Genomic DNA, 25,119 nt, shown 5'->3' with positions numbered 1-25,119 from the left:
TCAGCTCGTCGTGCGAGCGGCCTCGAGGGCGAGGAGGAGTTCCGCCACCGAGCGGGGATCGTTGAGCGAGCGGCCGGTGCGCTCCTCGATCCGGTGCAGGCGGTGGCGGACCGTGTTCGGGTGGCAGTAGAGGAACTCACCTGTCTCGGTGGCCGAGCCGTTGTGGGTGGACCAGGCTGCCAGCGTGTCGAGCAGGACCTCGCGGTCGTCGGGTGCGAGGTCGTCGAGTCCGCCGAGGACGTTGCGAACGAAGTACTGCATCACGTCCGGTGCGGCGACGGCCGCCATCGTCAGCGGGGACTCCTCGAACAACGTCACCGCCGACGCGGCCGTCGACCCCGCGAGCGCGACGCGGGCGAACCGTACGGCCTGCCCGGTCGCGTCGAGTTCGTCGTACGGCGGACTCACGCCGACTCGGCCGGTCGCCGACTTGCTGAGGAAATCGACGAGTACGGCGAGACGCCCGGGCGGAACGCACACGACGCCGATCTGCAGCTCGGGCAGCAACCGCCACGCAGAGGCGAGACCCACGGACCGCAGCCGCTCCTCCGCCGCCGGCAGCGCCTGCCGACCGACCTCGGGCACCGCCGCCGCCACGACCACGAACGGGCCCTTGTACGGCAGCCGCAGCAACTCGGCGGCCTCCCAGACCGTTCCGCCGCCAGGCATCCGGCCCTCGAGCAGCGCCTCGACCAACGCGGAGCGCTGCTGATCCTGCTCGAGCAGCCGCCGTGACTGCACATCGCGGTACGCGTCCGTCATCGCGTCGGTGTACGACGACTGCATCTGCCACAACCGGCTCGATGCCAGCACCAGGACCTGATCGGTGATCCGCGCCGCGGCCGCCTCGGCACGCACGACGTCCCACAGGTAACGCGTCCCGACCCGGTACGCCGCCATCACGTCGGCGAGCGGCGCTCCCTGCTCGGCCCGCAGCCGACCGGTCTCGCGCGCCGACACCGGATCCGAACCGTCCCCGATCAGCGACTCGAGCATGAACTCGAAGTTCGCCCCGCACGACGCCCGCAGCGCTTCGGCCGGAACCAGCCCGCCGGTGCGGTAAAACTCGATCTCGGTCTCGATCGAGGACGCCATCGCCTCGATCAGCTCGCCGCCGCGCGCCCGCAACCGCTCGATCAGGTCCTCGATCTCGGGTTCGTCGGCGCGCCCACTCATCTTCGGAGCATAAGCGCCGTTGTTCGCGGCCACAGTCCGAGCGCGCCGACGTTGGCCGCCGCCCCATCGGTGAAAGCGCCGCCCGGCCGGATGGTGGAACCACAGCCCGAGCCACCCACCCCGGAGCACCCCCATGACGAACCTCAGCCTGAACCTGTCCGAGTCCGCGGCCATGTACCCGGACCACCCCGCGATCCGGCTGGACGACGACGTCCTCCGCTACACCGACCTCGACAACGCCGCTGCCCGCATGGTGACCCTGCTCCGCGAGTACGGCGTACGGCCCGGCGACCGGGTCGGCCTGATGCTGCCGAACGTCCCCGAGTTCGCGATCGTCTTCTTCGGCATCCTGCGGGCCGGCGGGGTCGCCGTACCGATGAATCCGTTGCTGAAGCGGCGCGAGGTCGAGTACTACCTCGCCGACTCCGGGGCGCGCGTGCTCTTCGGTTGGCACGAGGTCGCGGCGGAGGCCGAGGCCGGAGCGAAGGCGGCCGATGCGCAGCTGATCGCGGTCGCACCGCAGGAGTTCCGCGCGCTCGTCGGTGAACGTGAGCCCGCAGAACTCGTCAGCCGGGACGGCGACGACACCGCGGTCATCCTGTACACGTCCGGCACAACCGGCCGGCCGAAGGGCGCCGAGCTGACCCACGCCGGCCTCAACACCAACCAGGCCGTCACCGCCCGGACGCTGACCAAGGTCGGCCCGGACGACGTGGTGATGGGCTGCCTGCCGCTGTTCCACGTGTTCGGGCTGACCTGCGGCCTCAACTCCGCGATCGCCAACGGCGCGACCCTCACCCTGATCCCCCGCTTCTCCCCCGCCAAGGCGCTCGAGGTCATCCAGCGGGACAAGGTCACCGTCTTCGAAGGCGTTCCGACCATGTACGCCGCGATGCTCGGCGTACCGAACCGGGACGAGTACGACGTGAGCACGTTGCGCACCTGCGTGTCCGGTGGGGCCGCGTTGCCGGTCGAAGTACTGCGTGGATTCGAGCAAGCGTTCGGCTGCATCATCCTCGAGGGCTACGGCCTGTCCGAGACCTCGCCGGTCGCGTCGTTCAACCACCCGGACGCGGTCCGCAAGCCCGGTTCGATCGGTACGCCGATCGAGGGCGTGCGGATGCGGGTCGTCGACGAGAACCGGACGCCGGTGCAACCTGGTGAGATCGGTGAGATCCAGATCGGTGGCCACAACGTGATGAAGTCCTACTGGAACAAGCCCGACGAAACCGCCGCGACCATCGACGCCGACGGCTGGCTGAGCACCGGCGACATGGCCCGGCAGGACGAGGACGGCTACTTCTTCATCGTCGACCGGAAGAAGGACCTGCTGATCCGCGGCGGCTACAACGTCTACCCGCGCGAGGTCGAGGAGGTGCTGTACGAGCACCCGGCCGTCGCCGAGGCGGCTGTGGTCGGCATCCCGCACGCGTCGCTCGGAGAGGAGATCGGCGCCGCGATCGCACTCAAGGACGGTGCGTCGGCGACACCCGCGGAACTGCGCGAGTTCGTCAAGGGCCGGATCGCCGCCTACAAGTACCCGCGGGCCGTGTGGATCGTCGACGAGCTGCCGAAGGGCCCGACCGGCAAGATCCAGCGCCGCGAGGTCGTCGTACCCGAAGGAGTCCTGCGATGAGCACGCCCGCCGACGAGCTCGCCGCCCCGCTCGACCTGCTGCTCACCAGTGCCGCGGTCGGTCCGCTGAGCCGGTTCATGCCGAACGCGGCCTGGGCGCGGATGGCAGCCGGACTGGCCGCCCGGCCGCGGACGATGGCCCACCGGGTGACGGGGCTGGCCGGGGAGCTGGGACAGATCGCGATCGGCCACTCCGACCGTACGCCGTCGCGTCGTGACCGCCGGTTCGCCGACCCGGCCTGGACGCAGAACCCGGTCCTGCGCCGGATCGTCCAGGCCTACCTGGCCGCCGCCGAGGTTGCGGGCGCATTGCCTGCCGACGCCGAGCTGGATTGGCGCGATCGGCAACGAATGACGTTCCTGGTCGACAACCTCGTCGAAGCACTTGCCCCAAGCAACAACCCGGTGCTGAACCCGACGGCCTGGAAGGCATTGATCGACACCGCCGGCCTCAGCAGCGTCGCCGGGGCGCGGAATCTCGTCCGCGACCTGTCGAGCGCACCGCGGGTCCCGAGCATGGTCGAGCCGACCGCCTTCGAGGTCGGTACGACGGTCGCTGCTACGCCCGGGTCCGTTGTCTTCCGCAACGAGATCCTGGAGCTGATCCAATACACCCCGCAGACCGAGAAGGTCCGCACGGTGCCGTTGCTGATCGTGCCGCCGGTGATCAACAAGTACTACGTCGTCGACCTCGCACCGGGCCGGAGCATGGTCGAGTACTTCGTCCGGCAAGGCCAGCAGGTGTTCACGATCTCGTGGCGGAACCCGGACGCCCGGCACCGCGACTGGGACATCGACACCTACGGGCAGGCGATCCTCGACGCGATGGACGCCGTACGGCGGATCACCCGGACCGACAGCACGCACCTGTTCGCGACCTGCTCCGGCGGGATCCTCGCCTCGATGCTGCTCGGTCATCTGGCCGATCGCGGCGAGCTCGATCGGGTCGCCGGCTTCACGCTGGCGGTATCGGTCCTCGACCAGAGCCGGGCCGGGCTCGCGTCGGCCGCGTTGGACGAGCGGATGGCTGCGGCCGCGATCGCATCCTCTGCATCCAAAGGCTTCCTGGACGGTCGTGCGCTGGCGGAGGTGTTCGCCTGGTTGCGTCCGACCGATCTGATCTGGAGCTATTGGGTCAACAACTACCTGCAGGGTCGGCCGCCGGCGGCCTTCGACGTACTGTTCTGGAATGCGGACACCACCCGGATGACGGCTGGGCTGCATCGAGGGTTCGTCGAGCAGGCGATGACGAATGCGCTCACCGAGCCGGGGGCAGCGACGATGCTGGGCTCGCCGGTGGATCTGGCGAAGGTGACCAGGCCGTCGTACGTGATCGCCGGGATCTCGGATCATATTTGCCCGTGGCAATCGTGCTACCGGAGCACGCAACTGCTCGGTGGTGAGAGCCGGTTCGTGTTGTCGACGGCGGGACACATCGCGTCGATGGTCAACCCGCCGGGGAATCCGAAGGCTACCTATCAGGTGAACGACTCGAATCCCGAGGATCCGGAAGAGTGGTTGCGCACGGCAACCACGGAGCAAGGATCGTGGTGGCCGGACTACATCGGCTGGCTGGGCTCGCGAAGCGGTCGGATGAAGGCGGCGCCCAAGACGCTCGGCGGTGGCGGGCTTGCGCCGCTCGAGGACGCGCCCGGCAGCTATGTGCGGGAGTCCTGACGTGGAGATGGTGACGGTTGCCGGGCATCGGATCCGGTACGACGTGCGTCCCGGCGATGCACGTCGTACGCCGCTCGTGCTGTGTTGCGGGATCGGCGCCGGGCTCGAGGTACTGCAGCCGGTGGTCGACCAGCTCGACGGCACGGTGATCCGGTTCGACGTACCGGGTGTCGGAGGCTCGCCGACCGGAGCGTTGCCGGCAAGTATTCCGATGCTCGCGTGGATGGTCGACCGGATGCTGACGCGGCTCGGGTACGCCGAGGTCGACGTACTCGGGCTGTCCTGGGGTGGCGCGCTCGCGCAGCAGCTCGCGTTCCAGCATCGGCGGCGGGTTCGGCGGCTGGTGCTGGTCAGCACGGGTACCGGCGTACTCATGGTGCCTGGCCGGCCGACGACGCTGCTGAAGATGATCACGCCCCGGCGCTTCGGCGATCCGGGCTACGCGGCGGGCATGGCGGGCTACCTGTACGGCGGTAGCGCTCGGCGGCACTCCGACACGATTCGGAAGGTGTTCGGCGAGCAGGTGCGAGCCGGTTCGTGGCGCGGATACATGTACCAACTGGCGGCCGGGGCGTGCTGGACCAGTCTGCCGTTCCTCGGGCTGATCCGGCAGCCGACGCTCGTCCTGACCGGAGACGACGACCCGATCATCCCGGTCGTCAACGGACGCATCCTCGCCCGGCTGATCCCTGCGGCCGAGCTGTACATCTATCCCGGCGGGCATGTCGAGCTCGTCACCGAGGCGCCGACGCTGGTGCCCGTCATCACGAATTTCCTGCGGAGGACGCTATGACCACCGACCCGATCGACTTCTACGGCCTCGAACTGCTGCTCGACAACGCCGACCGCGAGCTCCTGCACGCGGTCCGCGAGTTCGGCGACAAGCAGGTCGCGCCGATCATCAACGAACACTGGACCCGGGCCACCTTCCCGTTCGAGCTGGTCCCGGCGTTGCGGGACCTGGGCATCGTCGGTACGCCGTACTCCGGGTACGGCTGCCCCGGTCGCAGTTTCCTGCTCGACGGCCTGCTCGCGATGGAGCTGAGTACGGCGGACCCGTCGATCGCGACGTTCTTCGGCGTACACAGCGGGCTGTCGATGGGCTCGATCTACCTGTGCGGATCGGAGGAGCAGAAGGAACGGTGGCTGCCGGCGATGGCGCGACTCGAGAAGATCGGCGCGTTCGGGCTCACCGAGCCTGAGGTCGGGTCGGGTGCTTCGCGCGGCCTGCAGACGACGGCCCGGCGCGAGGGCGACAGCTGGGTGCTGAACGGTCAGAAGAAGTGGATCGGCAACGCCACGTTCGCCGATCTCACCGTGATCTGGGCGCGGGACGTCGAGGACGGGCAGGTGAAGGGTTTCGTGGTGGAGAAGGACACGCCCGGGTTCACCGCGACGAAGCTCGAGGACAAGATGGCGTTGCGCGTCGTACAGAACGCGCTGATCACGTTGGACGACGTACGCGTGCCTGAGGAGAACCGGTTGGCGGAGGCGAACTCGTTCCGCGACACCGCGAAGGTGTTGTTGATGACGCGGGCGGGGGTCGCGTGGATGTCAGTCGGGTGTGCGCGCGGGGCGTATCGGCATGCGCTGGCGTATGCGCAGCAGCGCGAGCAGTTCGGGAAGCCGATCGCGTCGTTCCAGCTCGTGCAGGACCTGTTGGTGCGCATGCTCGCCAACACGACCGCGTCGGCCACGCTGTGCGCGCGGCTCTCGCAGCTGCAGGATGCGGGTGCGGCGTACGACGAACACGCGTCGCTCGCGAAGATGTTCTGCACGATGCGGATGCGCGAAACCGTCGGCTACGCGCGTGAGCTGCTCGGCGGCAACGGCATCCTGCTCGAACACAACGTCGGGCGGTACGTCGCGGACGCCGAGGCCATCTACTCCTACGAAGGCACCCGCGAGATGAACACCCTCATCGTGGGCCGCTCGATCACCGGGCACTCGGCCTTCGCGTGAGTCAGAGCGAGCCCGACAACCAGGCTCGCGCGACCTCGAACTTCTTCTCCAACCGGACGCGTACGGCGTCGCCCACGACCTGCTCGATGCCCTTGCCAACCATCGGCACCGAAGCCGTCACCTGCAGGTCGAACGCCTGGCTGGTCCCCCGCCCGGCCGGCACGATCCGGGTCGTGCCGGTCACCTTCACCGGCACACCGGTCACCTCACCATCGACGTCCGCCTCCCGCGCGCCGTCGACATCGGGCCGGTGCCACACCTTCACCTGCGCCAGCTCCAACGTGCTGCCGACGAACCGCCGAGCAACCACCGGCACGTCGAACGCCTGCGTCTGCCAGTGACACCGCACCCGCAGGTCGTCACCCGAGTCCCCCACCACCACGTCGTACGACGGCACCCGCAGCCGCTCGAACACCTGCTCCTGGAACGTGACATCGGTGATCATCGCAAACACTTCCTCCGGAGAGGCGTCGTACGACGTGGCGAGCGTCAAATGCATAGTGCACTGAATCACAAGCCCAGGCGCATCCGCAGCTTCGGCGTTTCCTCCCCCACCACGACGAACCCGAGCCGCTCGTACAGCTCACGCGCCCGATTGAGCTCCAACACATGCAACTCCACAGCGGACGCCCCTGCCGCCCTCGCACGATCGACAAGCAGACGCAACAGCGTCGTACCCACGCCGCGGCCCTGCACCTCGGGTGCGATCTCGATCCGGGACACGTAGTAGGTGGTGGCGTCGGCCGGTGCGGCCTGGATCATCCCGGCCCGCTGTCCTCCGACCAGGACGATCTCGACGGTCTCCGGCTTGAACCACGCCTGGTGGAACTTCCGTTGTACGGCGTCGTCCCACGGGCCCCAGGTTGACTCGATCACGTCGCCGAGCGTGCGGTGGTGCAGGTCGTACAGGAACTCGTTGTCGGCGGGTGTTGCCGGTCTGAGGCGGATATCTTCCATGGTGGTTGCTTGGGGCAAGGGTTAGGTGAAGAGGTCGACGAGGGCGGCGCCTCGGGTGGTGCGGCGTACCAGGATGCTCTTGCCCTGGCGGATGCGTTCGACCAGGCCGGCGGACTCCAGTGTGTTGCAGTGGTGTGTCGCGGTGCTCGGTGCGCAGTTGAGCTCGGCGGCGAGCCGGCTCATGCTCATCGGCTCCGGCAGGCGGCGCAGGATCTCGGCGCGGACGTGACCGATGACGGTTGCCAGCGCGTCGTCGGACTCGCGGACCGGTAGACCGGCCGGCGACCAGGACGCGAGCGCGCCGGGCAGCGGGTAGCCGACCACAACCGCGACCGGATCGCTGTTCTCGACGACCACGGAATCCGGCGCGGAGATCATCGGCGCCAGCACGATCTTCCGGTCCCCCACCGGCACCTTCACACGTCCGTCCAGCACGAACCCGCCGCAGTCGAACCGGATCCGCGGTGAGAGCGTGTTCAGCAAGGTATGCGCCGCACCCCGATCCAGCAGGCTCTCGTGCCGGCGCAGTTCGCTGTCAAGCGCCGTACGCGACCGCGACCAGGCGTCCCGACCCGGGCCGCTCCACACATCCGCGAGCGTGTCACCGAGAGCGCGCGACCACCGGGCCGGTCGCTCCGCCGCGGCGCGCCAAACCTGTGGGATCCGGTCGCCGTAGATCTCGACGAGGTTGCTCCGCAGACCGTCGTTGTGGTTCGACCGCAGCGCCTCGATCTGGGTCTCCATCGACAGGTCGCCGACCGGCGTCAACGGCGCGACCGAGGACGGGATCTGCCGGCGTTGCCCCGGCTGCGCGAGCATCGGCCGCAACGCCGCCCGGCCGGCCGGCGTGTGCATCACCGAGAGCAGCCTGAGCCGCAGCAGCTTCGGTATCCCCTTGCCGTCGCCGAGCAACGCCTGCAGCGCCACCGACAGCATCGACAGGTCGGGCACCAGTGCAGACCGCGGTTCGATGGCCATCCTTTTCTCCCGGTCACGCAGGAAGTCGGTCCTTACCCGATGGTCAGCCCGGCCGGGGTCATCGACCAACGTTTCAACGATCCTCGAAGTGTTTCCAGACTTGTTCTCGTGACAGGCCGGAGGGGGAGTGACACGGTGCGCGACTTTCGGTAACCTTTTCGTGATGTTCACCGCGTAGCTGACTGAGAACGGGGCTTGGGAAGCGCATGGCCATCGCAGGTGCAAGCACGGCCGCCTACAGGGTTGCCAACCACAGATACACCGATTCCGATGACGAGGACGAGCTGATCCGGCTCGCGCAAGCGGGTGACGGCGCCGCCTTCGGGCAGCTCTACGATCGGTACCTGCCATCGATCTACCGGTACACCTACAGCAAGACCTCGTCCCGCAGCGCGGCCGAGGATCTGACCAGCGAGACGTTCCTGCGCGCGTTCCGCGCGATCGCCCGCCGGCCGCGGGCGCAGCTGAACTTCGCGGCCTGGCTCGTCACCATCGCCCGGAACGTCGTGATCGACCACCACCGCTCCGGCTGGAGCCGGCTGGCGATCGTCACCGACGAGGTCGATCCGCAGATCGACGATGCGGTCGGTCCGGAGCAGGCCGCGCTGCTGTCCGTGAGCACGGCCACGGTGCGCGATGCACTCAGCCACCTGCCTGACGATCAGCGTGAATGCCTGGTACTGCGCTTCTTCGCCGGCCTGTCGATCAGCGAGACAGCGGCGGCGATGGACCGCACCGACGGGGCGATCAAACAACTCCAGTTCCGAGCCACGAACCGCCTGCGCCAGGTGGTCAAAGATCGTTGATCCCCGGACAGCCACCGTCTCAGGCGGCGAAGGCCTGCACCACAAGGGATGCGAAGCGGCGCGACGCCGTACTGCGGGTTGCCGGATCCGACACATGTAGGCCGCGGTGTGCGGTCAGCATGATCATTAGATCGCCCAGCTCGAAGTCCTTCCGCAGCCGACCACGCGCCTTCGCCCGCCGCGACAGGGTGGCGACCGACCTCAGCGTCAACTCCCGGCTCTCCGCAACATCGACCGCCTCCGGGTACGTCGCCAGGAACGCATCGGTGAACCCGCGGTTCTGCAGGTGCAGTTCGCAGATCCGCTCGATCACCGAACAGAACCCCTGCCACGGATCCGGATCCGCCAGCCCTTCGTCCACGATCGCCTGACACGCACGCATCTGCTCGGCGAACGCCTCGACCGCCAACGCCTGCTTGCTCGGAAAACGGCGATACAACGTGGCAGGTCCAACCCCCGCATGCCGTGCGATCGCCCGCATCGGAACGTCCAGCCCCTCACCGGCGAACAGCACGCGGGCCGACTCGAGAATCCGATCGCGATTGTCCTCCGCATCGGCGCGCAGCTTCTGAGTCATTTCCTCGGTCATCACTCTCACTCTAGCTAACCGGACGCCTGCGTCCACTTAGCCTCGGTGACTATGAAGGCTGTGATCATCAAGGCGTTCGGTGCGCCGGACGGACTGAGCGTTGTCGACCTACCGATGCCCGACCCCGGACCAACAGAGGTGCTGATCGCCGTGCAGGCGATCGGTGTCGGCGGTGTCGACGCGCTGATCCGCAACGGGAGCCTCGCCGGCTGGGGGTTCACCGAAGGACTGGTGCCCGGGTCCGAGGTCGCGGGCACGGTGGTGTCCGTCGGCCACGACATCGAGGAGTCCTGGATCGGTCGGCGCGTGTGGGGCTTCACCGGCCTCGGCGGCGGGTACGCCGATCACGCGACAGCCGCCATCGACGACGTCGTACCGCTGCCGGACGAGCTGTCCGCCGTCGACGCCGTGACGCTCGGCAGCTCGGGGGTCGTGGCCCACTTCGCCTTGGCACACGCGCATTTCGAGCCCGGCGAATCCGTCTTGGTTCGCGGCGCCGCCGGCAGCATCGGCATCCTGACTGTGCAGCTAGCGGCCCGCGGTGGCGCATCCGCAGTAGCGGTCACCACGTCGTCCGCCGAGCGCGGCGAACAGCTGACGAAGCTCGGCGCGACACACGTTCTGGACCGGTCCGGTGCGGGCGAGGCTCCCCCGGCGTACGACGTCATCATCGATATCGTCGCGGGTCGGGACCTGCCGAAGTTCTTCGGCAAGCTGAAGCCGAACGGCCGGCTCGTGGTGGTCGGTGTCGTCGGCGGTCAACCACCCGCCGACTTCGGTACGACGCTGATGGCAGCGTTCCGCAATTCGCTGATGTTCTCGACCTTCAGCGCCGACACCGTGCCGGTCGAGCAGCGTCGTACTGTCAGAGCTGTACAGTTCGCCGCCGCGGCCCGAGGTGAGCTGCCGCTGGTTGTGCATGAGCAACTGCCGCTGGACGACGTCGTACTTGCTCATCGGAAGATCGACGCCGGCGAAGTGTTCGGGCGGCTCGTGCTGATCCCCTAGAACTCGTCGACAGGGTCCGGGGTCGCGAGCGCGATGAGGCGTTCGGCGACGAGGGCGCAGCGTTGCTCGGCGGCGTTGCGGCCCTGCCCGGCGTACCGGAGGCGGGCTGATGCGGTCAGTGGTTCGGCGCTCACCTCAATCAGCGATCCGCCGGGACGCGGCTGGACCCTGACGGAGATCTGGACCCAACCACCGAGCCCGCTGCGCAGCCGGAGGATCAACTCCCGGTCGGGCCGCCAGCGATCGACGATCGCGACGACCAGGCCGCGGCTCTGCATGTGCCGGCCGCGCAGCTCCTTGCCGGTGTCGCGTTGCATCACGGAACCGGCCTCCGGCCAGCTCGGCCCGGTACGGAGCGCGGACGGTACGGCGACCATCCAGTCCGCGAACGTCGACGGGTCACGGATCACAGCCATCACGGCGTCAACGCTCACGGCGCCGAACCGCCATGCCATCACCATCGAAGCTGTTTCCCTGTCCGCCGCCCGTACCGAGTCTTGTGTCTACCAGGTAGCCCGGCCACCCGGCAGCTTTCACACGCCCCGTTGAACCACAACCGCCGGGAATTCCTGCATCACGGCGGTGAACTTTTCGGGGGCGTCCGGAATCCAATGCGGTACGACGGAGGCGAGGACGCCTCCGCTGAGGGGAGGACGATCCAGATGTTTCGCAAGACCGTAGGTCTGGCCTCGGCCGCAGTGCTCGCTCTGGGGCTCGGCGCGGCCGCAGCATCGTCGGCGCAGGCGAAGCCGACCGCACAATCAGGTACGACGGCCACCACCGCCGCGTGCGCGCTCCGGCTCGGGTCAGTGACGGCCAACGGCGCGTTCACCAGCCGGATGATCAACGCCGCCGCACCGATCACCGTCGGCGGCGTCCGGGGCACCGCCGGGGTGTTCCCGGCCAACGGGGTCCAGCACATCAGCACTGTCGTCGGCCGGCCGCTCGGGGGCGGCGAGGAGTCGAGGTCCGGGCTGACCGTGATGAGCGGCGCCCTGTACTCGAGCTCGTTCGTCGTCGACAGCGAGAGCCAGATCGACCCGCACTACCCGCACAACAACCTCCGGATCGGCGGCGGCTGGGCCAACTACCGGTTCATCGAGCAGTCGATCCACCGGCCGGCGGACGCCGGCAGCCCGGCCCGCACGACGCTCTACGGCCAGCAGACCAACGGCGTCATGAACCGCTGGGTCGCCGACGGCACCAGCTGGCGCTCCACCGGCGGTGTCGGCGGGCTCAGCACGGTGAAGTCGATGACGCTGATCAACCGCACCGACACCTCGGAAACCTTCATCGCCAACACCCGGGCCGGCACGCTGCTGACGGTCACCTGGCCGACGAAGTACAACGCCGTGACGACCGGTAAGACGGTGCGCTCCTCGACCTGGCAGGGCTTCGAGCAGCTCATCGCCACCAAGTGCGGCACGAACGGCACGCTGCTGCTCGGCATCGACCGGGACACCAAGTCCGGTTACCTGTACGCCGTTGGTCACGCCAACGGTGCGAGCACGGTGATCAAGAGCCTGGGCAAGGTCCCGCTGACCTTCTCCGACCCGCAGTACTTCCGCATCGCCCCGCAGTCCGACCCGCTGAACGGCTAGCACCGGACCGCCTCGACAACGCGCCGCCCTCCAGCCTGACCGGCTGGAGGGCGGCGTCTCGTCAGGGGTAGCTGACCAGATACCGCTGCTGGTTGGCGGCATTGGCCGTGCCGCCGGTGTTGTTGATGACGTTGGAGATCGTCCCGACACCGCCCAGCGAGACCGAGACCAGGTCGTGGAAGCGGACGCCCGCGGTATCCGGCACCTCGAACGATCGCGACGCCACGATCGAGGTGTTCGGGCTGAAGAAGCAGTAGCTGCCGACACCCCACGCCTCGTGCGTCGTGACGCTGTTCGCGACCTTGTACGCCGCCCAGCCCTGTGTCCCGCCGCCGCTCGACCACGACGCCTGGTCGGGGACGTCGTACGGGAACTCGTTCTGGAAGAAGTACGTGCGACCGCCGTTGCCGTTCCAGAGCACCTCGTACTGCTGGTAGTGCTCGACGAACAGCCCGTACATCGTCACGTTGTTGCCGTTGACAACGAGTCCGTTGGCCGCGGTGTTCACGTTCCAGCCGACGCCGTCGCCGTGATCGCCGCGCCACAGCCAGAGGTGGTCGCCGATCACGTCGTTGCTGTTGACCTGCAGGCTGACCGTGGCCTTGCCGACGTGGGCGCCGCCGATCCGCACGTACACGTCGTGCAACGAGGTCGGGTTCGCGGCGTGGCTTGCGGTCGAGCCGACCGGACCGACCTGGATCAGCACCGGTGAATTGGCCGGCCCGGCGTCGACGAGCAGACCGGCGAGCTTGACCCCGTCGACGTCCGCGACACTGATCGCGGCCTGACCGGTGTCCGGGATCAGCGTGGCCAGACCGAGCCCGAGTACGACGGTGTTCGCGCGGTTCACCCGGATGGTGTCGCTGAGGTGGTAGATGCCCGGCGTGAACAGCAGGTGCTTGCCCTGGTCGAGGGCGGCGTTGATCGTCTCGACGGACGCGCCGGGCTTGACGACGTAGAAGTCCGCGAGGCTGATCGACGTTCCGGCCGGCGCTCCGTGCGACCAACTCGTACCCGCCGAGCTCGATCGCAGGGCCGGGACGAAGACGTTGTAGTTGCCGGCGGCATCGACGTACAGGAAGGGCTTCTCGCGGACCTTCGGGGTCTGGTCGATCACCGTGTGGGACGGGTTCGGGAAGTGCTGTGGCGGGGCGCCCGTGGTGCCGGTGAACACCATGTTCCAGACCGAGCCGTTCCAGCCGCCGAACTCGGAGTTGCGGGAGAACCATTGCTGCTGGGAGCCGGACACGACGGTGTTGTCGATCTTGGTGTCGGCGAACAGTCCGCCGCTGGCCCAGCCGTCGCCGCCGTTCCAGAGCTGGATCTCCGGCGCGCCCTTGAGGTGCATCCGCCGGTACGGCGCTGCCTGCGAGACCGCCCAGCGCTCGATCTGGCCGGGCGGGGTGGTGACGGCGAGGTTCTCGGCGGACCGCCAGAAGTTCTGGGTCGCGTTGCCCTTGTTGTTCGGGTTGTCGCCCTGTTGCAGCCAGTCCGCCTCGACGCGTACATGACCGTTGAGGTTGACGTCGTCGGGTGACAGGCCGAGGCCGGCGGCCTGGGTGTAGAAGCCGAGGTTAACGTCCGCGGTGTATGTGCCGGGCTTCCACAGCACGGCGTACCGCTGGGTGCCGAACTGGTTGGTGTGCATCTCGGCGGCGATCTGGTTCAGCCTGTTCTGCATGTCCGCCTGCGGTGTGCTCGGGCTGAACACGGAGACGTTCGGCCCGAGGTCGGGGTTCGCCGGGTCGGTGGGCGGGACGACCGGTCCGCTGCCGCCGTCCGTCGTGTGCACTGCGACCTCCCAGAGCGAGTACCCGTACCCGGTCCCGCGTTGCGTGCCGGTGATCCGGAGGTACCGGCCGGTCCCGGTCACGTCGAGATTCTGTACGCCGCCGGTGCCGGTCGTCGTGGCGTAGACCTGCCGCCAGGTGCTCGTGTCGTCGGACAACTCGATCCGGAACGCCTTGCCGTACGCCGCTTCCCAGCTGAGCCCGACCTGGCAGACCGCAACGCTCGAGCCGAGATCGACCTGCAGCCACTGGGGATCGGCGAAGGCGCTCCCCCAGCGCGTGCCGGGGTTGCCGTCGACCGCGGCGGTGGCGGGAAGGCCCGCGTTCTCGGTGGACGACGCGGTGGCGGGGCGGTTCAACGCGACGTTGGTGGATCCACACGCGGCGGCCGTGGCGGCAGCGGCGTCACCAGCGCCGATGCCGCCGGCAACGAGGAGTAGCGCGACAAGACAGCGCAAAGGTTTCAGGGACATAGGAGACCAATCAGTCGGGGCGGGTACTGAGAGAGCGCTCTCTTCGAGCGTCGTCGGCTGTGCCCGGCAGTGTCAAGGGCCCGCCGTTCCCGGAACTGTTCCGGAACTTCTACGCGGATTCGCGGATGATGAGTTCCGGATCGAAGACGACCGAGGTCAACTTCTCGGCCGGGGTAGCGATCTGGCCCAGCAGGATGTCGGTCATCCGCGCGGCCATCTCCTCCACCGGCTGGGCGACCGTGGTCAGCCGCGGCCGGGCCATCTGTGCGGGTTCGCTGTCGTCGAAGCCGATCAGCGCGACGTCGCCGGGCACCGACCGCCCACGTTCGTGCAGCACGCGGAGCGCACCGACGGCCATCAGGTCGTTCGCGGCGAACACGCCATCGGCATCCGGTACGGCGTCGAGCAGCTCGGTCATCGCCTGCTCGCCGCTCTCCGCGGTGAAGTTGCCGCGGACAACATCGACGTACGGAACCCCGCGCCGCTGCATCGCGCGCTGGAACCCGGACAGCCGGTCGTTCGCGGCCGGCAGGTCGGCCGGACCGGCGATCGTCACGACCCGGCGGCATCCGAGGTCGGCGAGTCGGTCCGCAGCCAGCGCCGCGCCGGCCTCATGGTCCAGGTCGACGAAGCTGATCGGCACCGGAACGGCGGGCCGGGCGAACAGGACGGCCGGGATGCCTGCGTCGACGAACAACCGCGGCAACGAGTCCCCGGCGTGCGTCGACACCAACAGGGCGCCGTCCGCGTTTCCCCGGCGGACGAAGTCGACCGCTTCCCGCCGGGCCTGGTCGGAGTCGGCGAGCATCAGGGTCGGGTGCATCCCGCCGGACCGGAGGTGGCGGACCACTCCCCCGGTGATCCGCCCGAAGAACGGATCCCGGAAGATCTGGTCGGCCGATCCGTCGGACCCGGAGATCACCAGGGCCACGGTCCCCGAACGCCGGTTGACCAGCGTCCGGGCCGCGGCGTTCGGGATGTACCCGGTGTCCTCGATCGCCCGCGTGACGACGGTCCGGATCCGGGGATCGACCGAGGTGATCCCGTTGACCACCCGGGACACAGTGGCCCGCGAAACCCCGGCCGCCTTGGCCACATCCTCCAAGGTCGGCGTACGACGGGATGCGCCGCTCCTCATGACACCGGATCGTATCTCTCGGCAACTCTCACTGTTTGTACACGCCGAACTCGTAGAGCGAGTAGCCGAACCCGGTCCCGCGTTGCGTGCCGGTCAACCGGACGTACCGCCCGGAACCCGCCACCCCGAGGTCGTCGACATCGCCGTTGCCGTCAGCGGTGCTGTAGAGCTGCCGCCAGGTGTTCCCGTCGTCCGACACCTCGATCCGGTAGGCCCGCGCGTACGCCGGCTCCCAGATCAGCTGGATGCGGTCGAACGACGTCACCTGTCCGAGATCCACCTGCACCCACTGCGGATCCGACCAGTCGCTGGCCCAGCGCGTCGCCACGTTCCCGTCGGTCACGTTCGACGGCGGGTACGGCGCTCCGTCGCCGACCTGCTGGTACGACGAGGCGGTCACCGGTTTGCCGCGGGCCACATTGGTGCCGCTGACCGGAGGTGCGACCACGCGGAACGACCTGGTCTCGATCCCCACGTTGCCATGGCCGTCACGGACGTAGTCGTACAGCTTCCACACCCCGAGCCGCTGCGGCACGGTCACCGTGAACGGCCCGTTCCCGCTCGACGGCGTCGTCACCAGCGCCCCACTCCCGTCGATGTACTTCCCACCGACCTTGAACTCGTGCGAGAGCGCGTCGCCGTCCGGATCGCTGACCGCGACGTTGACCGTGATCGTCCCGCCGGCCGGCACGTCGGTGGTCCGGCTCAGGGTCATGGCGGTGATCAGTGGGGCGGTGTTCCCACCCGACGTTCCGCCGTACGCCTGTCGGACGGCGTACCACGCCGGGCTCTTCTCGTTGCCAGGCGTGAGGTTGAACCAGACCGCGCCGAAGTCGTTCTCGCTGCCGTAGTGGAACAGCGTTGCGCCCAGCGCCACGCCGGTGTGCCCGATGATGCAGTTCCAGGCTTGGGTGTAACCGTCCCGCTTCTGCAGGTCGGTCGGCTGGTTCGGTACGCCGTTCGCGTCGTTCGGCACCTCCCACTCGCCGGCCGGTCCGCTCTCGGTGAGGATGTAGGGCTTGGTGTAACCGCCGCTGATCCAGTCCTGCTTCACCTGACAGACGTGCCCGTACGAGTTCACCGCGAGCAGGTCGAGGTCCGGTGCGTACTGCTTGAAGTACGGCCACGCTCCGGTCCACGCGTCCGTCGATGTGACCGGATGGTTCGGGTCGATCGCGTGGATCGCCTTGGCGCCCTCATTGACGAACGTCGCGTAAGCGATCCGCTGCTGCTCGAGCTCGGCACCGGAGTAGCAGTTCTGCAGCCCGAGCACGGACTCGTTGCCGACGTCCCACAACAGCACGCCCTGGTTGTCCTTGTACTCCGTCGTCCAGCGCCGGATCTCGTCGAGCATCGTGGTCTTGTAGTTCGTGTCGGTGACGTAGTTGACGCAACCGCCGCTGCCGGGTCCACCACCAGGTTGGAGCCAGTAGCCGGCGACGACCCGCATGCCGTTCGCGGCCGCCGCGTCGAAGAGAGGCTTGGAGCTCGCGTCGGTTCCCCAGGTACGAACGGTGTTGACGCCGATCGACTTCAACTCGGGCAGCCGTTGCGCGGCTTCTGTTGCCGGTGGCCCCCAAGTCAGACCCTTGACCACCCAGGGCGCGTTGTTGACCAGCAGCTGCCAGTTCCCTTGACTGCCGGCGACGCGAACGGTGCCGGAGCCCTGCGGCGGTCCGCCGGTGCCGGGCGTGCCGTAGACCTGGAACTCCCACAGCGAGTAGCCGTACCCGCCGACGCGCTGGGTGCCGTAGAAGCGGACGTACCGTCCGGAACCGCTCACCGGCAGCGTCTCGGTGCCGCCGTGCCCGGTGGTGGTGCTGTACACCTGGGTCCACTGCGTGCCGTCGGCCGACACCTCGATCCGGTAGCCGGTCGCGTATGCCGCTTCCCACTGCAGCACGACCTGGTCGATAGCGGCCGTCGCACCGAGGTCCACCTGCAACCACTGCGGATCGGCGAACGTGCTCGACCACCGCGTGCCGGGATCACCGTCCACGGCGGCTGTGGCCGGCGTACCTGCGCCTTCACTGGACGAAGCTGTCACCGGTTTGCCCTGCGAGAGCAGGCTTCCGGCCTGGGCCCGTTGCTGGGCAGTCTCGTGCGCGGCCGCGGGCTGGACGAGACTGCCCAGCAACAACAGGCCGACCGCACTCACAGCCGTGAATGAGAAGAGTTTCATCGGGGCGGAACTCCTTCGGGAGAGAGATGAGAGAGCGCTCTCTCGCGGCACCGATGTTCCTGACCCGCACCCGGCTTGTCAATGCCTCGTCACGCTCCGCCGGTTCCGGAACCGGCGGAGGGTTGACACCGTCGGACGGCCGGAACAAGGTGTTTCAGAGAGCGCTCTCCCGCGATTCGTCCACCCGCGGGCTGCCCGATCCACCGCCCCGCGGAATCCCCCCGACCCGGAGGAGTTCCGTGTTCCCGAGAAAGAAGAGAATCCTGTACGCCGGTGGCACCGCCGCCGGCGTCGTCGCCGCCCTGCTGACCGCCGTCACCGGGTCAGCCGCGCAGGCCGACGACCTGGTCACGCACCACGAGTTCCAGGTCAACTGCACCGTCCATCACCGCGCTCCCGACGACCCGATCGTGTTCCCGAACCTGCCGGGCGCCTCCCACGAACACAGCTTCGTCGGTAACACGACGACGAACGCCGCCACGACGCTGGACAGCCTGAACGGCGCGGGCGCCTACTCGACGACCTGCCTGAATCCCGATGATCTGTCCGCCTACTGGTGGCCGACGATGTTCCGCGGCGACCAGCCGGTCGTCCAGACCTGGGCGCAGGTCATCTACTACAAGTCCGGAATCCTCAACTACCAAGAAGTTCAGCCGTTCCCGCCGGGGCTCCGGTTCGTGGTCGGCAGCCCGACGGCTGCCGAGGACGCGTTCCGGACCGCACCGGGTGCCGTCGAGGGCTGGGAGTGCGGGGACAGCTTCCACAACTGGGACTTCCCGGCCAACTGTCCGGCCGGAACCCAGCTCAACATCCGCTACCAGGCACCGAGTTGCTGGAACGGCCGCGACCTCGACTCCGCCGACCACAAGAGTCACATGGCGTACCCGGTCAACGGCGTCTGCCCCGCCTCGCACCCGAATCCGGTGCCGATGCTGGAGTTCAAGATCGCGTTCCCCGCGGACGGTGACCTGACCGGCATCCGGCTCGCCAGCGGTCGCGGGTACTCCTGGCACTACGACTTCTTCAACGCCTGGGATCCGCCCACACTCGCAGCTCTGGTGAGCCACTGCATCAACGGTGGTCTGCAGTGCAATTCCAAGGGTTTCGACCTCTACAAGCCCGACCGCGGCCAGGCCCTGGGCGACAACTACCGCCTCCCCGGCCGGCCCTGAAACCCCCTGCGGTGCCGGGCGTGGGCAGACCCCGGCACCGCAGGCCGATCCCCGAGGATCCCCATGCCGCTCCGACCCGCCCTTCGCCTCCTGGCCGGGGCCTGGACCACCGCCGCGCTGACCGCCGGCCTCCTCACCGCGTGCGCCCCATCCACCCGGCCCACCTCGACCCAGTCGTCCCAGGCTCCTGCGATCCAGTCAGACTTCAATCCCACCGATGCCGCCTGGCTCGAGCTGATGATCCCGATGGACGAACAGTTCCTGCAGATCCTTGAGCTCGCGCCGTCCCACTCGACCAACCCCGCCGTACGACGACTTGCCGCCGGGTTGACGCCCGCCCATCGGACCGAGCTCGCAGCGCTCACCGCGCTCCGCACCCAGGCCGGTCTGCCGACCGCGAACCCGCACGAGGGCCACGACATGCCCGGCATGATGACCGCCGACGAAGTCGTTGCCCTCAGCAATCTCACCGGCGCAGCCTTCGACCGGACCCTCACCGCGGAGATCGAGGACCACCTGAACCAGTCCGCCCTCGTCACCCGCAGCGTCAAGGCCGCCGGCCACGCCCCCGCCGTCAAGACCCTCGCCACCCGGATCGAGAAGGACCGAACCGCACAACTCGTGTTCGTCCGGACAACAGCCATTGGCAACCAAACGCCCCTACCGTGACACCCGTTCCGTCTCCGCCCCACGGAAGGCTGTCGCATGCGCTTGGTCGCAGTTGGTCTCACGGTTGCGCTGCTGGTTCCCGCCGTACCGGCACAGGCCTCGTTCGATCCGGCGTCGTACGTCGATCCGATGATCGGCTCCGCGCGGGACGGTACGACGTGGCCGGGGGCGGTGCGGCCGTTCGGAATGATCTCGTGGAGCCCGACGAGCACCCGTGGCGATCAGACCAGCACCGGGGCGGCGAACGGATACCAGTACGACGCGACGCGGGTCCGCGGGTTCAGCCTCACGCACCTCAGCGGCGCCGGCTGCAATCCGGGCGCGGCGGGTGACGTGCCGATCATGCCGTACGTCGGCGCGGTCGACTCCTCGCCGACGGCCGACACCACGGACGCGAAGTACGCGACGAACTTCAAGCACGAGAACGAGACCGCACGCCCCGGCCGCTACACCGTCACGCTCGACTCCGGCGTCAAGACCGACCTGGCCGTGACGACCCGGGCCGGCGTCGGCGAGTTCACGTTCCCGAGCGACCAGGCCGCCAACCTGCTCTTCCGTACGTCGAACTCCCTGAACGGCAGCGAGGACGCCGAGGTCACCATCGACCCGGACCACCGCAAGGTGACCGGCTCGGTGCTGACCGGCGCGTTCTGCGGTCGCCGGGCGAACGGCGGCGTGAACAACCGCAAGACCTACTACCGGTTGTACTTCACCGCATCGTTCGACCGGCCGATCGTTGCCAACGGCACCTGGAAGGACAGCACCCTGGAGCCGGGCAGCACGCACACCACTGGCGGCGAGGGCTACGCCACTGGCGCAGACCGGGCCGGGCGAGGATCCGGCGGATACGTGACGTTCGCGCCGGGCGCTGCTGTTCGCATGCGGCTCGGCATCTCATACGTCAGCCTCGCGGGCGCCGAGCAGAACCTGCGCGCCGAACTCAGGCCGAACGCGGCCGTCGGCAAGGTCGCCGCCGACGGGTACGCCGACTGGCAACGCGAGCTCAACGCGATCCGCGTGACCGGCGGGACCGATGCGCAGCGGACCACGTTCTACACCGCGCTGTACCACACGCTGCTGCAGCCCAACGTGTTCAACGACGTGGACGGGCGATACCTGGGCTCCGACCAGAAGATCCATCGCCTCGCCCCGGGCCAGAAGGCGCAGTACGGGACGTTCTCGGGCTGGGATCAGTACCGCGCGCACATCCAGCTGCTCGCGCTGCTCAAACCCGATGTCGCAGGTGACTTCGCTCAGTCGATGTACCAGTTCGCCCAGCAGAACAACGGGATCTGGGATCGCTGGCTGCACAACAACGGTGCCACTCATGTGATGACCGGTGATCCGGCCGCGCCGACGTTGGCGACGTTCGCTGCGATGGGGGTGCGGAACTTCGATACCCGTCGCGCGTTCGACTCGCTCGTGCGCCAGGCCCGGGTTCAGAACGCCGACGCCGAGAACGACGGTGGTTGCCCAGGGCAATGCACCGGGCAACGGCCCGCGCTGGACACCTACCTCGCGAAGCACTACGCGCCGCAGGACGCCTGTCACTGCTGGGGCGGCGCCGCGGAGACGCTGGAGAACTCGCTCGCCGACTTCTCGCTGGCACAGTGGGGCGAGCGGCTCGGGGCTGACTTCGCCGATCTCGAGGACCGCGGCAGCTGGTGGAAGAACACCTTCGACCCGGCGGTCGGGTACCAGCGGGCGCGGAAGGCGGACGGGAGCTGGCAGGACGGGTTCAGTCCGTCGACGGATGTCGGGTTCGCGCAGGGTACGACGTCGACGTACACCTGGATGGTCCCGCAAGATGTGTCCGGGCTGGCGGCTCTGATGGGCGGGAACGCCGTCCAGCGGCTCGACACGTTCTTCCACGATGCCGACGGCAACTGGGCCCTGAAAGGCGGGAGCCCGGTGAGGTACGACCCGACCAACGAGCCGGGGCTGCACGCGCCGTGGCTGTACAACGGTCTCGGTGCGCCGTGGAAGACGCAGGAGACCACGCGGGAGATCGTCGACACCGTGTACGGGACCGGGCCGTCGGGGCTTCCGGGGAACGACGATCTGGGCACGCTGTCGGCTTGGTACATCTTCGCGGCGATCGGCCTGTTCCCGCAGACGCAGGGGCGGGCCGAGCTGCTGGTGGGCAGTCCGCTGTTCCCGAAGGTCGAGGTACGGCGGAGCAACGGCGTACGGCTGACGGTCGAGGCTCCGGCGACCTCGGACGCGAACCAATACGTGCAGGCGCTCAAGCTGAACGGCCACGCGCGGGCCGAGTCGTGGTTGCCGGAGTCGTTCGTCAACCGCGGCGGCCGCATCTCGGTGGCGATGGGCGCCGCGCCGTCCACCTGGGGAACACCTCCGATCGACCACTGAGCGGACCCGTTATGCTGGTCGGAGTTTGACCGGTGGTGGGGCTCGCCGGACCGAACCGTCGCTTCGGCGGCCAACAGTCCCTACCTAGGAACCTCTCGGCGTGCGTCGGGAGGTCAGTCCAGGTAGGAGACCTCTGTGCAGCACCACCCCCTCAACCCCTTGCCCAAGGGGCCGGTCGACTCTGACGTCGACCTGCGGATCGACGGCCGGCAGCGACGTACGCACGACTCGGTGCTGCTGACCGTCATCGCGGTCGGCGGGGCGATCGGCGCGACCGGTCGGTATCTCGTCGGGCTCGCGTGGCCGGGACCGCTGAGCACGCTGCTGATCAACATCGTCGGTTGCGGACTGATCGGGATCCTGATGGTGCTGGTGACCGACGTACTGACCCAGCAGCGACTCGTGCGCCCGTTTCTCGGCACCGGTGTGCTCGGTGGGTTCACCACGTTCTCGACGTACGCGCTCGATATCCAGCAACTCGTGACCCGCGGGCACGCGGGCCAGGCGCTCCTCTACCTCGCCGCGACCATCGTCGGCGCGCTGCTCGCAGTCCGTGCGACGGTGACCGCGACCCGCGCCCTGATCAGCTGGAGGTCGAGATGATCCGGCTGCTGCTGGTGATCGCCGGCGGGATGATCGGGGCGCCACTGCGGTACGTCGCCGATCGCGCCGTGCAGCGGCGGCACGACTCGTTGTTCCCATGGGGGACGTTCAGCGTCAACGTGATCGGGTCGCTCGTCCTCGGATTCCTCGCGGGCGCGTCGGCGGGTCTGCCGCATGACGTGCAGCTGTTCGCCGGCACGGGGTTCTGTGGGGCGCTGACGACGTACTCGACGTTCTCCTACGAGACGATCCGGCTGTTCGAGGACCGGGCGCGGTTCCTTGCCGTCGCCAACGTTGCCGCGAGCATCGTCGCCGGACTCGGCAGCGTGTTCCTCGGCGCGGCCATCAGCCAGGCGATCTGGGGTTAGCGGTCGCGCACGGCGATGCCCGGGTAGTCGAGGACGAGTCCCGAGGCGTCGTAGACCAGCTCGCAGACGAAGTCGAACGTCGACGACTCGTAGTGGAAGACGTGCCGGTCCTCGTCCGAGCTCAGCAAGGTGTAGCGCTGTTCGAGCCGGATCACGCTCAGGTCGTCGGCCTGGACGAACGCCGCCGGGACCTCGAAGGTCGCGCCGAGGACGAACGGCAGCCGGTGGATCGGCAGCGTGTTCGTGACCGCCGACGACTCGAAGTCCACGTCGTCGCATCCGTCGAGGTCGGGCCGAGCCACCCCGTCGACGCTCCAGCCGTTGGTACTCCGTTCGAGCACGACCTCGCGCTCACCCGCCGCCGTCGAGTTCGTCGCGTGCACGGTCCGCGTCTGCCAGTCGTCGTCGACGTCGATCTCGTACCCGACGTACCAGGTCGACTCCCCCTCGCGAGCCGACGTCCGGCCGCGCAGCCGGTGACCGTCCACGAAGAGCACCTCGAACCCGACCCGCACGTCGACATGCGTCCACGAGGCGGCCCGGGGCATCGATTTCAGCTGCATGCTGAGACCCTAGCCACATGGACCTTGGGCCTGGGTACTCGAGTGGACACTACGACGCGATGCAGCCGACGGACCTGCTGTACGCCGAGGTGCGGCAGCGGCGGGAGACGGGGTACGACGTCGACGAGCTGGTGAGCGAAGCCAACCGGACCGACCCGGCAGACCGGGTCGCGGTGCTCGACCTGCTCGACCGGATGTCGCTGGCGGCCAGGCTGCCCGGCTGGAAGTACGTCGAACCGGACGAACTCGAGGACATCGCGGAAACGCTCGACGCGATCCCTGAGGCGTCGAAGGTGGACGACCTCGCTGACAAGATCCACGCCGCCTGGCTCGGGCGGATCGCCGGCTGCAACGTGGGCAAGCCGGTCGAGTCGGGTGACTACTGGACGTCGGCCCGGATCCGCGAATACCTGACGCTCGCGGACGCGTACCCGCTGCGGGACTACGTGCCGGTGCTCGATCCGATGCCGAACGGGTACGAGCTGACCTCGTGCTGGCCCGAGACCACGCGCGGGAACGTGAAGGGTTCAGCGCGGGACGACGACATCGACTACCCGATCCTGGCGCTGCATCTGCTCGAGACGCACGGCAGTCGGCTGCGGCCCGAGGACGTCGGCGCGGCGTGGCTCCGCCTGTTCCCGGTCGGGCAGGTGTTCACAGCGGAGCGGGCGGCGTACGTGAATCTTGTCGACGGGTTCACGGTTCCTGAGGTGGCGCGGCGTCGCAACCCGTACCGGGAGTGGATCGGCGCGCAGATCCGCGGGGATGTCTTCGGGTACGTGCACGCCGGCGATCCTTGGGCGGCCGCACGGCTCTCGTACCAGGACGCTGCGTTGTCGCATGTCGGGAACGGGATCTACGGCGAGATGTGGGCAGCGGCGCTGGTGGCGGCGGCGTTCACGGCGGCTTCACCGCGCGAGGCGGTCGAGCGGGCGTTGGGCGTCGTACCTCCGCAGTCGCGCTTGGCCGAGGCGATCCGGGACGTGCTGGCGTTCGAGGGGTCGTGGGAGGACGCGCTCCGGATGATCCAGGAGCGGTACGGCCACTACTCGTGGATCCATACGATCAACAACGCGGCGATCGTCGCGGCGGCGCTGCTGTGGTCGGAGGGCGACTACCTGACCGGTGTCGGGCGGGTGGTGATGAGCGGCTGGGACACCGACTCGAACGGCGCGACCGTCGGCTCGGTCCTCGGCATCCTCACCGGCACTCGGGACCTGCCGGAACACCTGATCGCACCGCTGGAGAATCGCACCCGCTCAGCGCTGTTCGGCTTCGACAACTCGGTGATCTCCGACCTCGCCGACCGGACCGTGCGGCTTGCCGTGGACGGCCTGTAGTTCGAGGGCTGACACAGTTACGCAAGATCGCTGGATAACGCCTATCGTTCGTGGCAGAC

At 68.5% G+C, this 25,119-nt stretch carries 23 protein-coding genes; 13 read left to right on the top strand and 10 right to left on the bottom strand.

Features of this window, described 5'->3' with window-relative positions:
• On the bottom strand, positions 1-1,176 hold the full coding sequence (locus tag ACFWUU_RS11290; protein WP_380174785.1) for a PucR family transcriptional regulator: 1,176 nt from the start codon (positions 1,174-1,176) through the stop codon (positions 1-3).
• A gap of 133 nt (positions 1,177-1,309) precedes the next feature.
• On the opposite strand from ACFWUU_RS11290, the gene ACFWUU_RS11285 reads away from it, so the two are divergent.
• From ACFWUU_RS11285 to ACFWUU_RS11270, 4 genes are read left to right on the top strand one after another with little or no spacing between them, the layout of a single operon-like run.
• Entirely contained in the window at positions 1,310-2,812 is a 1,503-nt protein-coding gene (locus ACFWUU_RS11285) for a long-chain fatty acid--CoA ligase (RefSeq protein ID WP_380174784.1), read from the top strand.
• Positions 2,809-4,488: a PHA/PHB synthase family protein gene (locus ACFWUU_RS11280; protein WP_380174782.1), complete on the top strand. Its 1,680-nt coding sequence runs from the start codon at positions 2,809-2,811 to the stop codon at positions 4,486-4,488. The genes ACFWUU_RS11285 and ACFWUU_RS11280 overlap by 4 nt, the downstream gene beginning before the upstream one ends.
• Before the next feature lie 7 nt (positions 4,489-4,495).
• Positions 4,496-5,281 (top strand): poly(3-hydroxyalkanoate) depolymerase, encoded by a 786-nt coding sequence (gene phaZ, locus ACFWUU_RS11275; protein WP_380176841.1) that lies wholly within the window; start codon positions 4,496-4,498, stop codon positions 5,279-5,281.
• Complete coding sequence (locus ACFWUU_RS11270) at positions 5,278-6,450, top strand: acyl-CoA dehydrogenase family protein (RefSeq protein ID WP_380174781.1); 1,173 nt, start codon at positions 5,278-5,280, stop codon at positions 6,448-6,450. The genes phaZ and ACFWUU_RS11270 overlap by 4 nt, the downstream gene beginning before the upstream one ends.
• Position 6,451: 1 nt before the next feature.
• On the opposite strand, the gene ACFWUU_RS11265 is transcribed toward ACFWUU_RS11270, so the two are convergent.
• From ACFWUU_RS11265 to ACFWUU_RS11255, 3 genes are read right to left on the bottom strand one after another with little or no spacing between them, the layout of a single operon-like run.
• Complete coding sequence (locus ACFWUU_RS11265; protein WP_380174779.1) at positions 6,452-6,949, bottom strand: DUF2505 domain-containing protein; 498 nt, start codon at positions 6,947-6,949, stop codon at positions 6,452-6,454.
• Positions 6,950-6,960: 11 nt separating this feature from the next.
• Positions 6,961-7,407, bottom strand: a complete 447-nt coding sequence (locus tag ACFWUU_RS11260) for a GNAT family N-acetyltransferase (protein WP_380174777.1) — start codon at positions 7,405-7,407, stop codon at positions 6,961-6,963.
• 21 nt (positions 7,408-7,428) lie between these two features.
• Complete coding sequence (locus ACFWUU_RS11255) at positions 7,429-8,385, bottom strand: ArsR/SmtB family transcription factor (protein WP_380174775.1); 957 nt, start codon at positions 8,383-8,385, stop codon at positions 7,429-7,431.
• Between the two features lie 206 nt (positions 8,386-8,591).
• On the opposite strand from ACFWUU_RS11255, the gene ACFWUU_RS11250 reads away from it, so the two are divergent.
• The gene (locus ACFWUU_RS11250; protein ID WP_380174773.1) at positions 8,592-9,191 is read left to right on the top strand and encodes an RNA polymerase sigma factor; all 600 of its coding nucleotides are present in this window, start codon (positions 8,592-8,594) and stop codon (positions 9,189-9,191) included.
• A gap of 19 nt (positions 9,192-9,210) precedes the next feature.
• Here ACFWUU_RS11250 and ACFWUU_RS11245 read toward each other — a convergent pair whose 3' ends face one another.
• Positions 9,211-9,780, bottom strand: a complete 570-nt coding sequence (locus ACFWUU_RS11245; protein WP_380174771.1) for a TetR/AcrR family transcriptional regulator — start codon at positions 9,778-9,780, stop codon at positions 9,211-9,213.
• A 51-nt stretch (positions 9,781-9,831) separates the two neighbouring features.
• On the opposite strand from ACFWUU_RS11245, the gene ACFWUU_RS11240 reads away from it, so the two are divergent.
• Entirely contained in the window at positions 9,832-10,788 is a 957-nt protein-coding gene (locus ACFWUU_RS11240; protein WP_380174770.1) for a zinc-binding dehydrogenase, read from the top strand.
• On the opposite strand, the gene ACFWUU_RS11235 is transcribed toward ACFWUU_RS11240, so the two are convergent.
• Entirely contained in the window at positions 10,785-11,222 is a 438-nt protein-coding gene (locus tag ACFWUU_RS11235) for a hypothetical protein (protein WP_380174768.1), read from the bottom strand. The two genes, ACFWUU_RS11240 and ACFWUU_RS11235, sit on opposite strands and share 4 nt — an antisense overlap.
• A gap of 228 nt (positions 11,223-11,450) precedes the next feature.
• Here ACFWUU_RS11235 and ACFWUU_RS11230 point away from each other — a divergent pair, with 228 nt between their 5' ends.
• Positions 11,451-12,389, top strand: a complete 939-nt coding sequence (locus ACFWUU_RS11230; RefSeq protein ID WP_380174767.1) for a hypothetical protein — start codon at positions 11,451-11,453, stop codon at positions 12,387-12,389.
• A gap of 61 nt (positions 12,390-12,450) precedes the next feature.
• Here ACFWUU_RS11230 and ACFWUU_RS11225 read toward each other — a convergent pair whose 3' ends face one another.
• The 3 genes from ACFWUU_RS11225 to ACFWUU_RS11215 all read right to left on the bottom strand — a co-directional run bounded on the left by ACFWUU_RS11225 (position 12,451) and on the right by ACFWUU_RS11215 (position 17,972).
• Positions 12,451-14,652 carry a discoidin domain-containing protein gene (locus ACFWUU_RS11225; RefSeq protein WP_380174765.1) on the bottom strand — a complete coding sequence of 734 codons (2,202 nt, stop codon included), beginning with the start codon at positions 14,650-14,652 and terminating at the stop codon, positions 12,451-12,453.
• A gap of 109 nt (positions 14,653-14,761) precedes the next feature.
• The gene (locus ACFWUU_RS11220; protein WP_380174763.1) at positions 14,762-15,790 is read right to left on the bottom strand and encodes a LacI family DNA-binding transcriptional regulator; all 1,029 of its coding nucleotides are present in this window, start codon (positions 15,788-15,790) and stop codon (positions 14,762-14,764) included.
• Between the two features lie 28 nt (positions 15,791-15,818).
• Positions 15,819-17,972 carry a discoidin domain-containing protein gene (locus ACFWUU_RS11215; RefSeq protein ID WP_380174761.1) on the bottom strand — a complete coding sequence of 718 codons (2,154 nt, stop codon included), beginning with the start codon at positions 17,970-17,972 and terminating at the stop codon, positions 15,819-15,821.
• A 239-nt stretch (positions 17,973-18,211) separates the two neighbouring features.
• Here ACFWUU_RS11215 and ACFWUU_RS11210 point away from each other — a divergent pair, with 239 nt between their 5' ends.
• The 5 genes from ACFWUU_RS11210 to crcB all read left to right on the top strand — a co-directional run bounded on the left by ACFWUU_RS11210 (position 18,212) and on the right by crcB (position 23,157).
• Positions 18,212-19,144 carry a DUF1996 domain-containing protein gene (locus ACFWUU_RS11210; RefSeq protein ID WP_380174759.1) on the top strand — a complete coding sequence of 311 codons (933 nt, stop codon included), beginning with the start codon at positions 18,212-18,214 and terminating at the stop codon, positions 19,142-19,144.
• Between the two features lie 63 nt (positions 19,145-19,207).
• Positions 19,208-19,813, top strand: coding sequence for a DUF305 domain-containing protein (locus ACFWUU_RS11205; protein ID WP_380174758.1), 606 nt, complete (start codon positions 19,208-19,210; stop codon positions 19,811-19,813).
• A 36-nt stretch (positions 19,814-19,849) separates the two neighbouring features.
• Complete coding sequence (locus ACFWUU_RS11200) at positions 19,850-22,186, top strand: GH92 family glycosyl hydrolase (RefSeq protein ID WP_380174756.1); 2,337 nt, start codon at positions 19,850-19,852, stop codon at positions 22,184-22,186.
• Positions 22,187-22,321: 135 nt separating this feature from the next.
• A complete protein-coding gene (locus ACFWUU_RS11195) occupies positions 22,322-22,789 on the top strand; it encodes a fluoride efflux transporter FluC (protein WP_380174754.1) in 468 nt (155 codons plus the stop codon).
• Positions 22,786-23,157: a fluoride efflux transporter CrcB gene (crcB, locus tag ACFWUU_RS11190; RefSeq protein WP_380174752.1), complete on the top strand. Its 372-nt coding sequence runs from the start codon at positions 22,786-22,788 to the stop codon at positions 23,155-23,157. The genes ACFWUU_RS11195 and crcB overlap by 4 nt, the downstream gene beginning before the upstream one ends.
• Here crcB and ACFWUU_RS11185 read toward each other — a convergent pair.
• A complete protein-coding gene (locus ACFWUU_RS11185; RefSeq protein WP_380174750.1) occupies positions 23,154-23,720 on the bottom strand; it encodes a putative glycolipid-binding domain-containing protein in 567 nt (188 codons plus the stop codon). The two genes, crcB and ACFWUU_RS11185, sit on opposite strands and share 4 nt — an antisense overlap.
• A 17-nt stretch (positions 23,721-23,737) precedes the next feature.
• Here ACFWUU_RS11185 and ACFWUU_RS11180 point away from each other — a divergent pair, with 17 nt between their 5' ends.
• Positions 23,738-25,060, top strand: a complete 1,323-nt coding sequence (locus ACFWUU_RS11180) for an ADP-ribosylglycohydrolase family protein (RefSeq protein ID WP_380174748.1) — start codon at positions 23,738-23,740, stop codon at positions 25,058-25,060.
• Positions 25,061-25,119: the final 59 nt, after the last annotated feature.

This window comes from Kribbella sp. NPDC058693 (assembly GCF_042715335.1).
Lineage (GTDB): Bacteria > Actinomycetota > Actinomycetes > Propionibacteriales > Kribbellaceae > Kribbella > Kribbella jiaozuonensis.
This window is presented reverse-complemented; position numbering and strand designations above follow the sequence as displayed.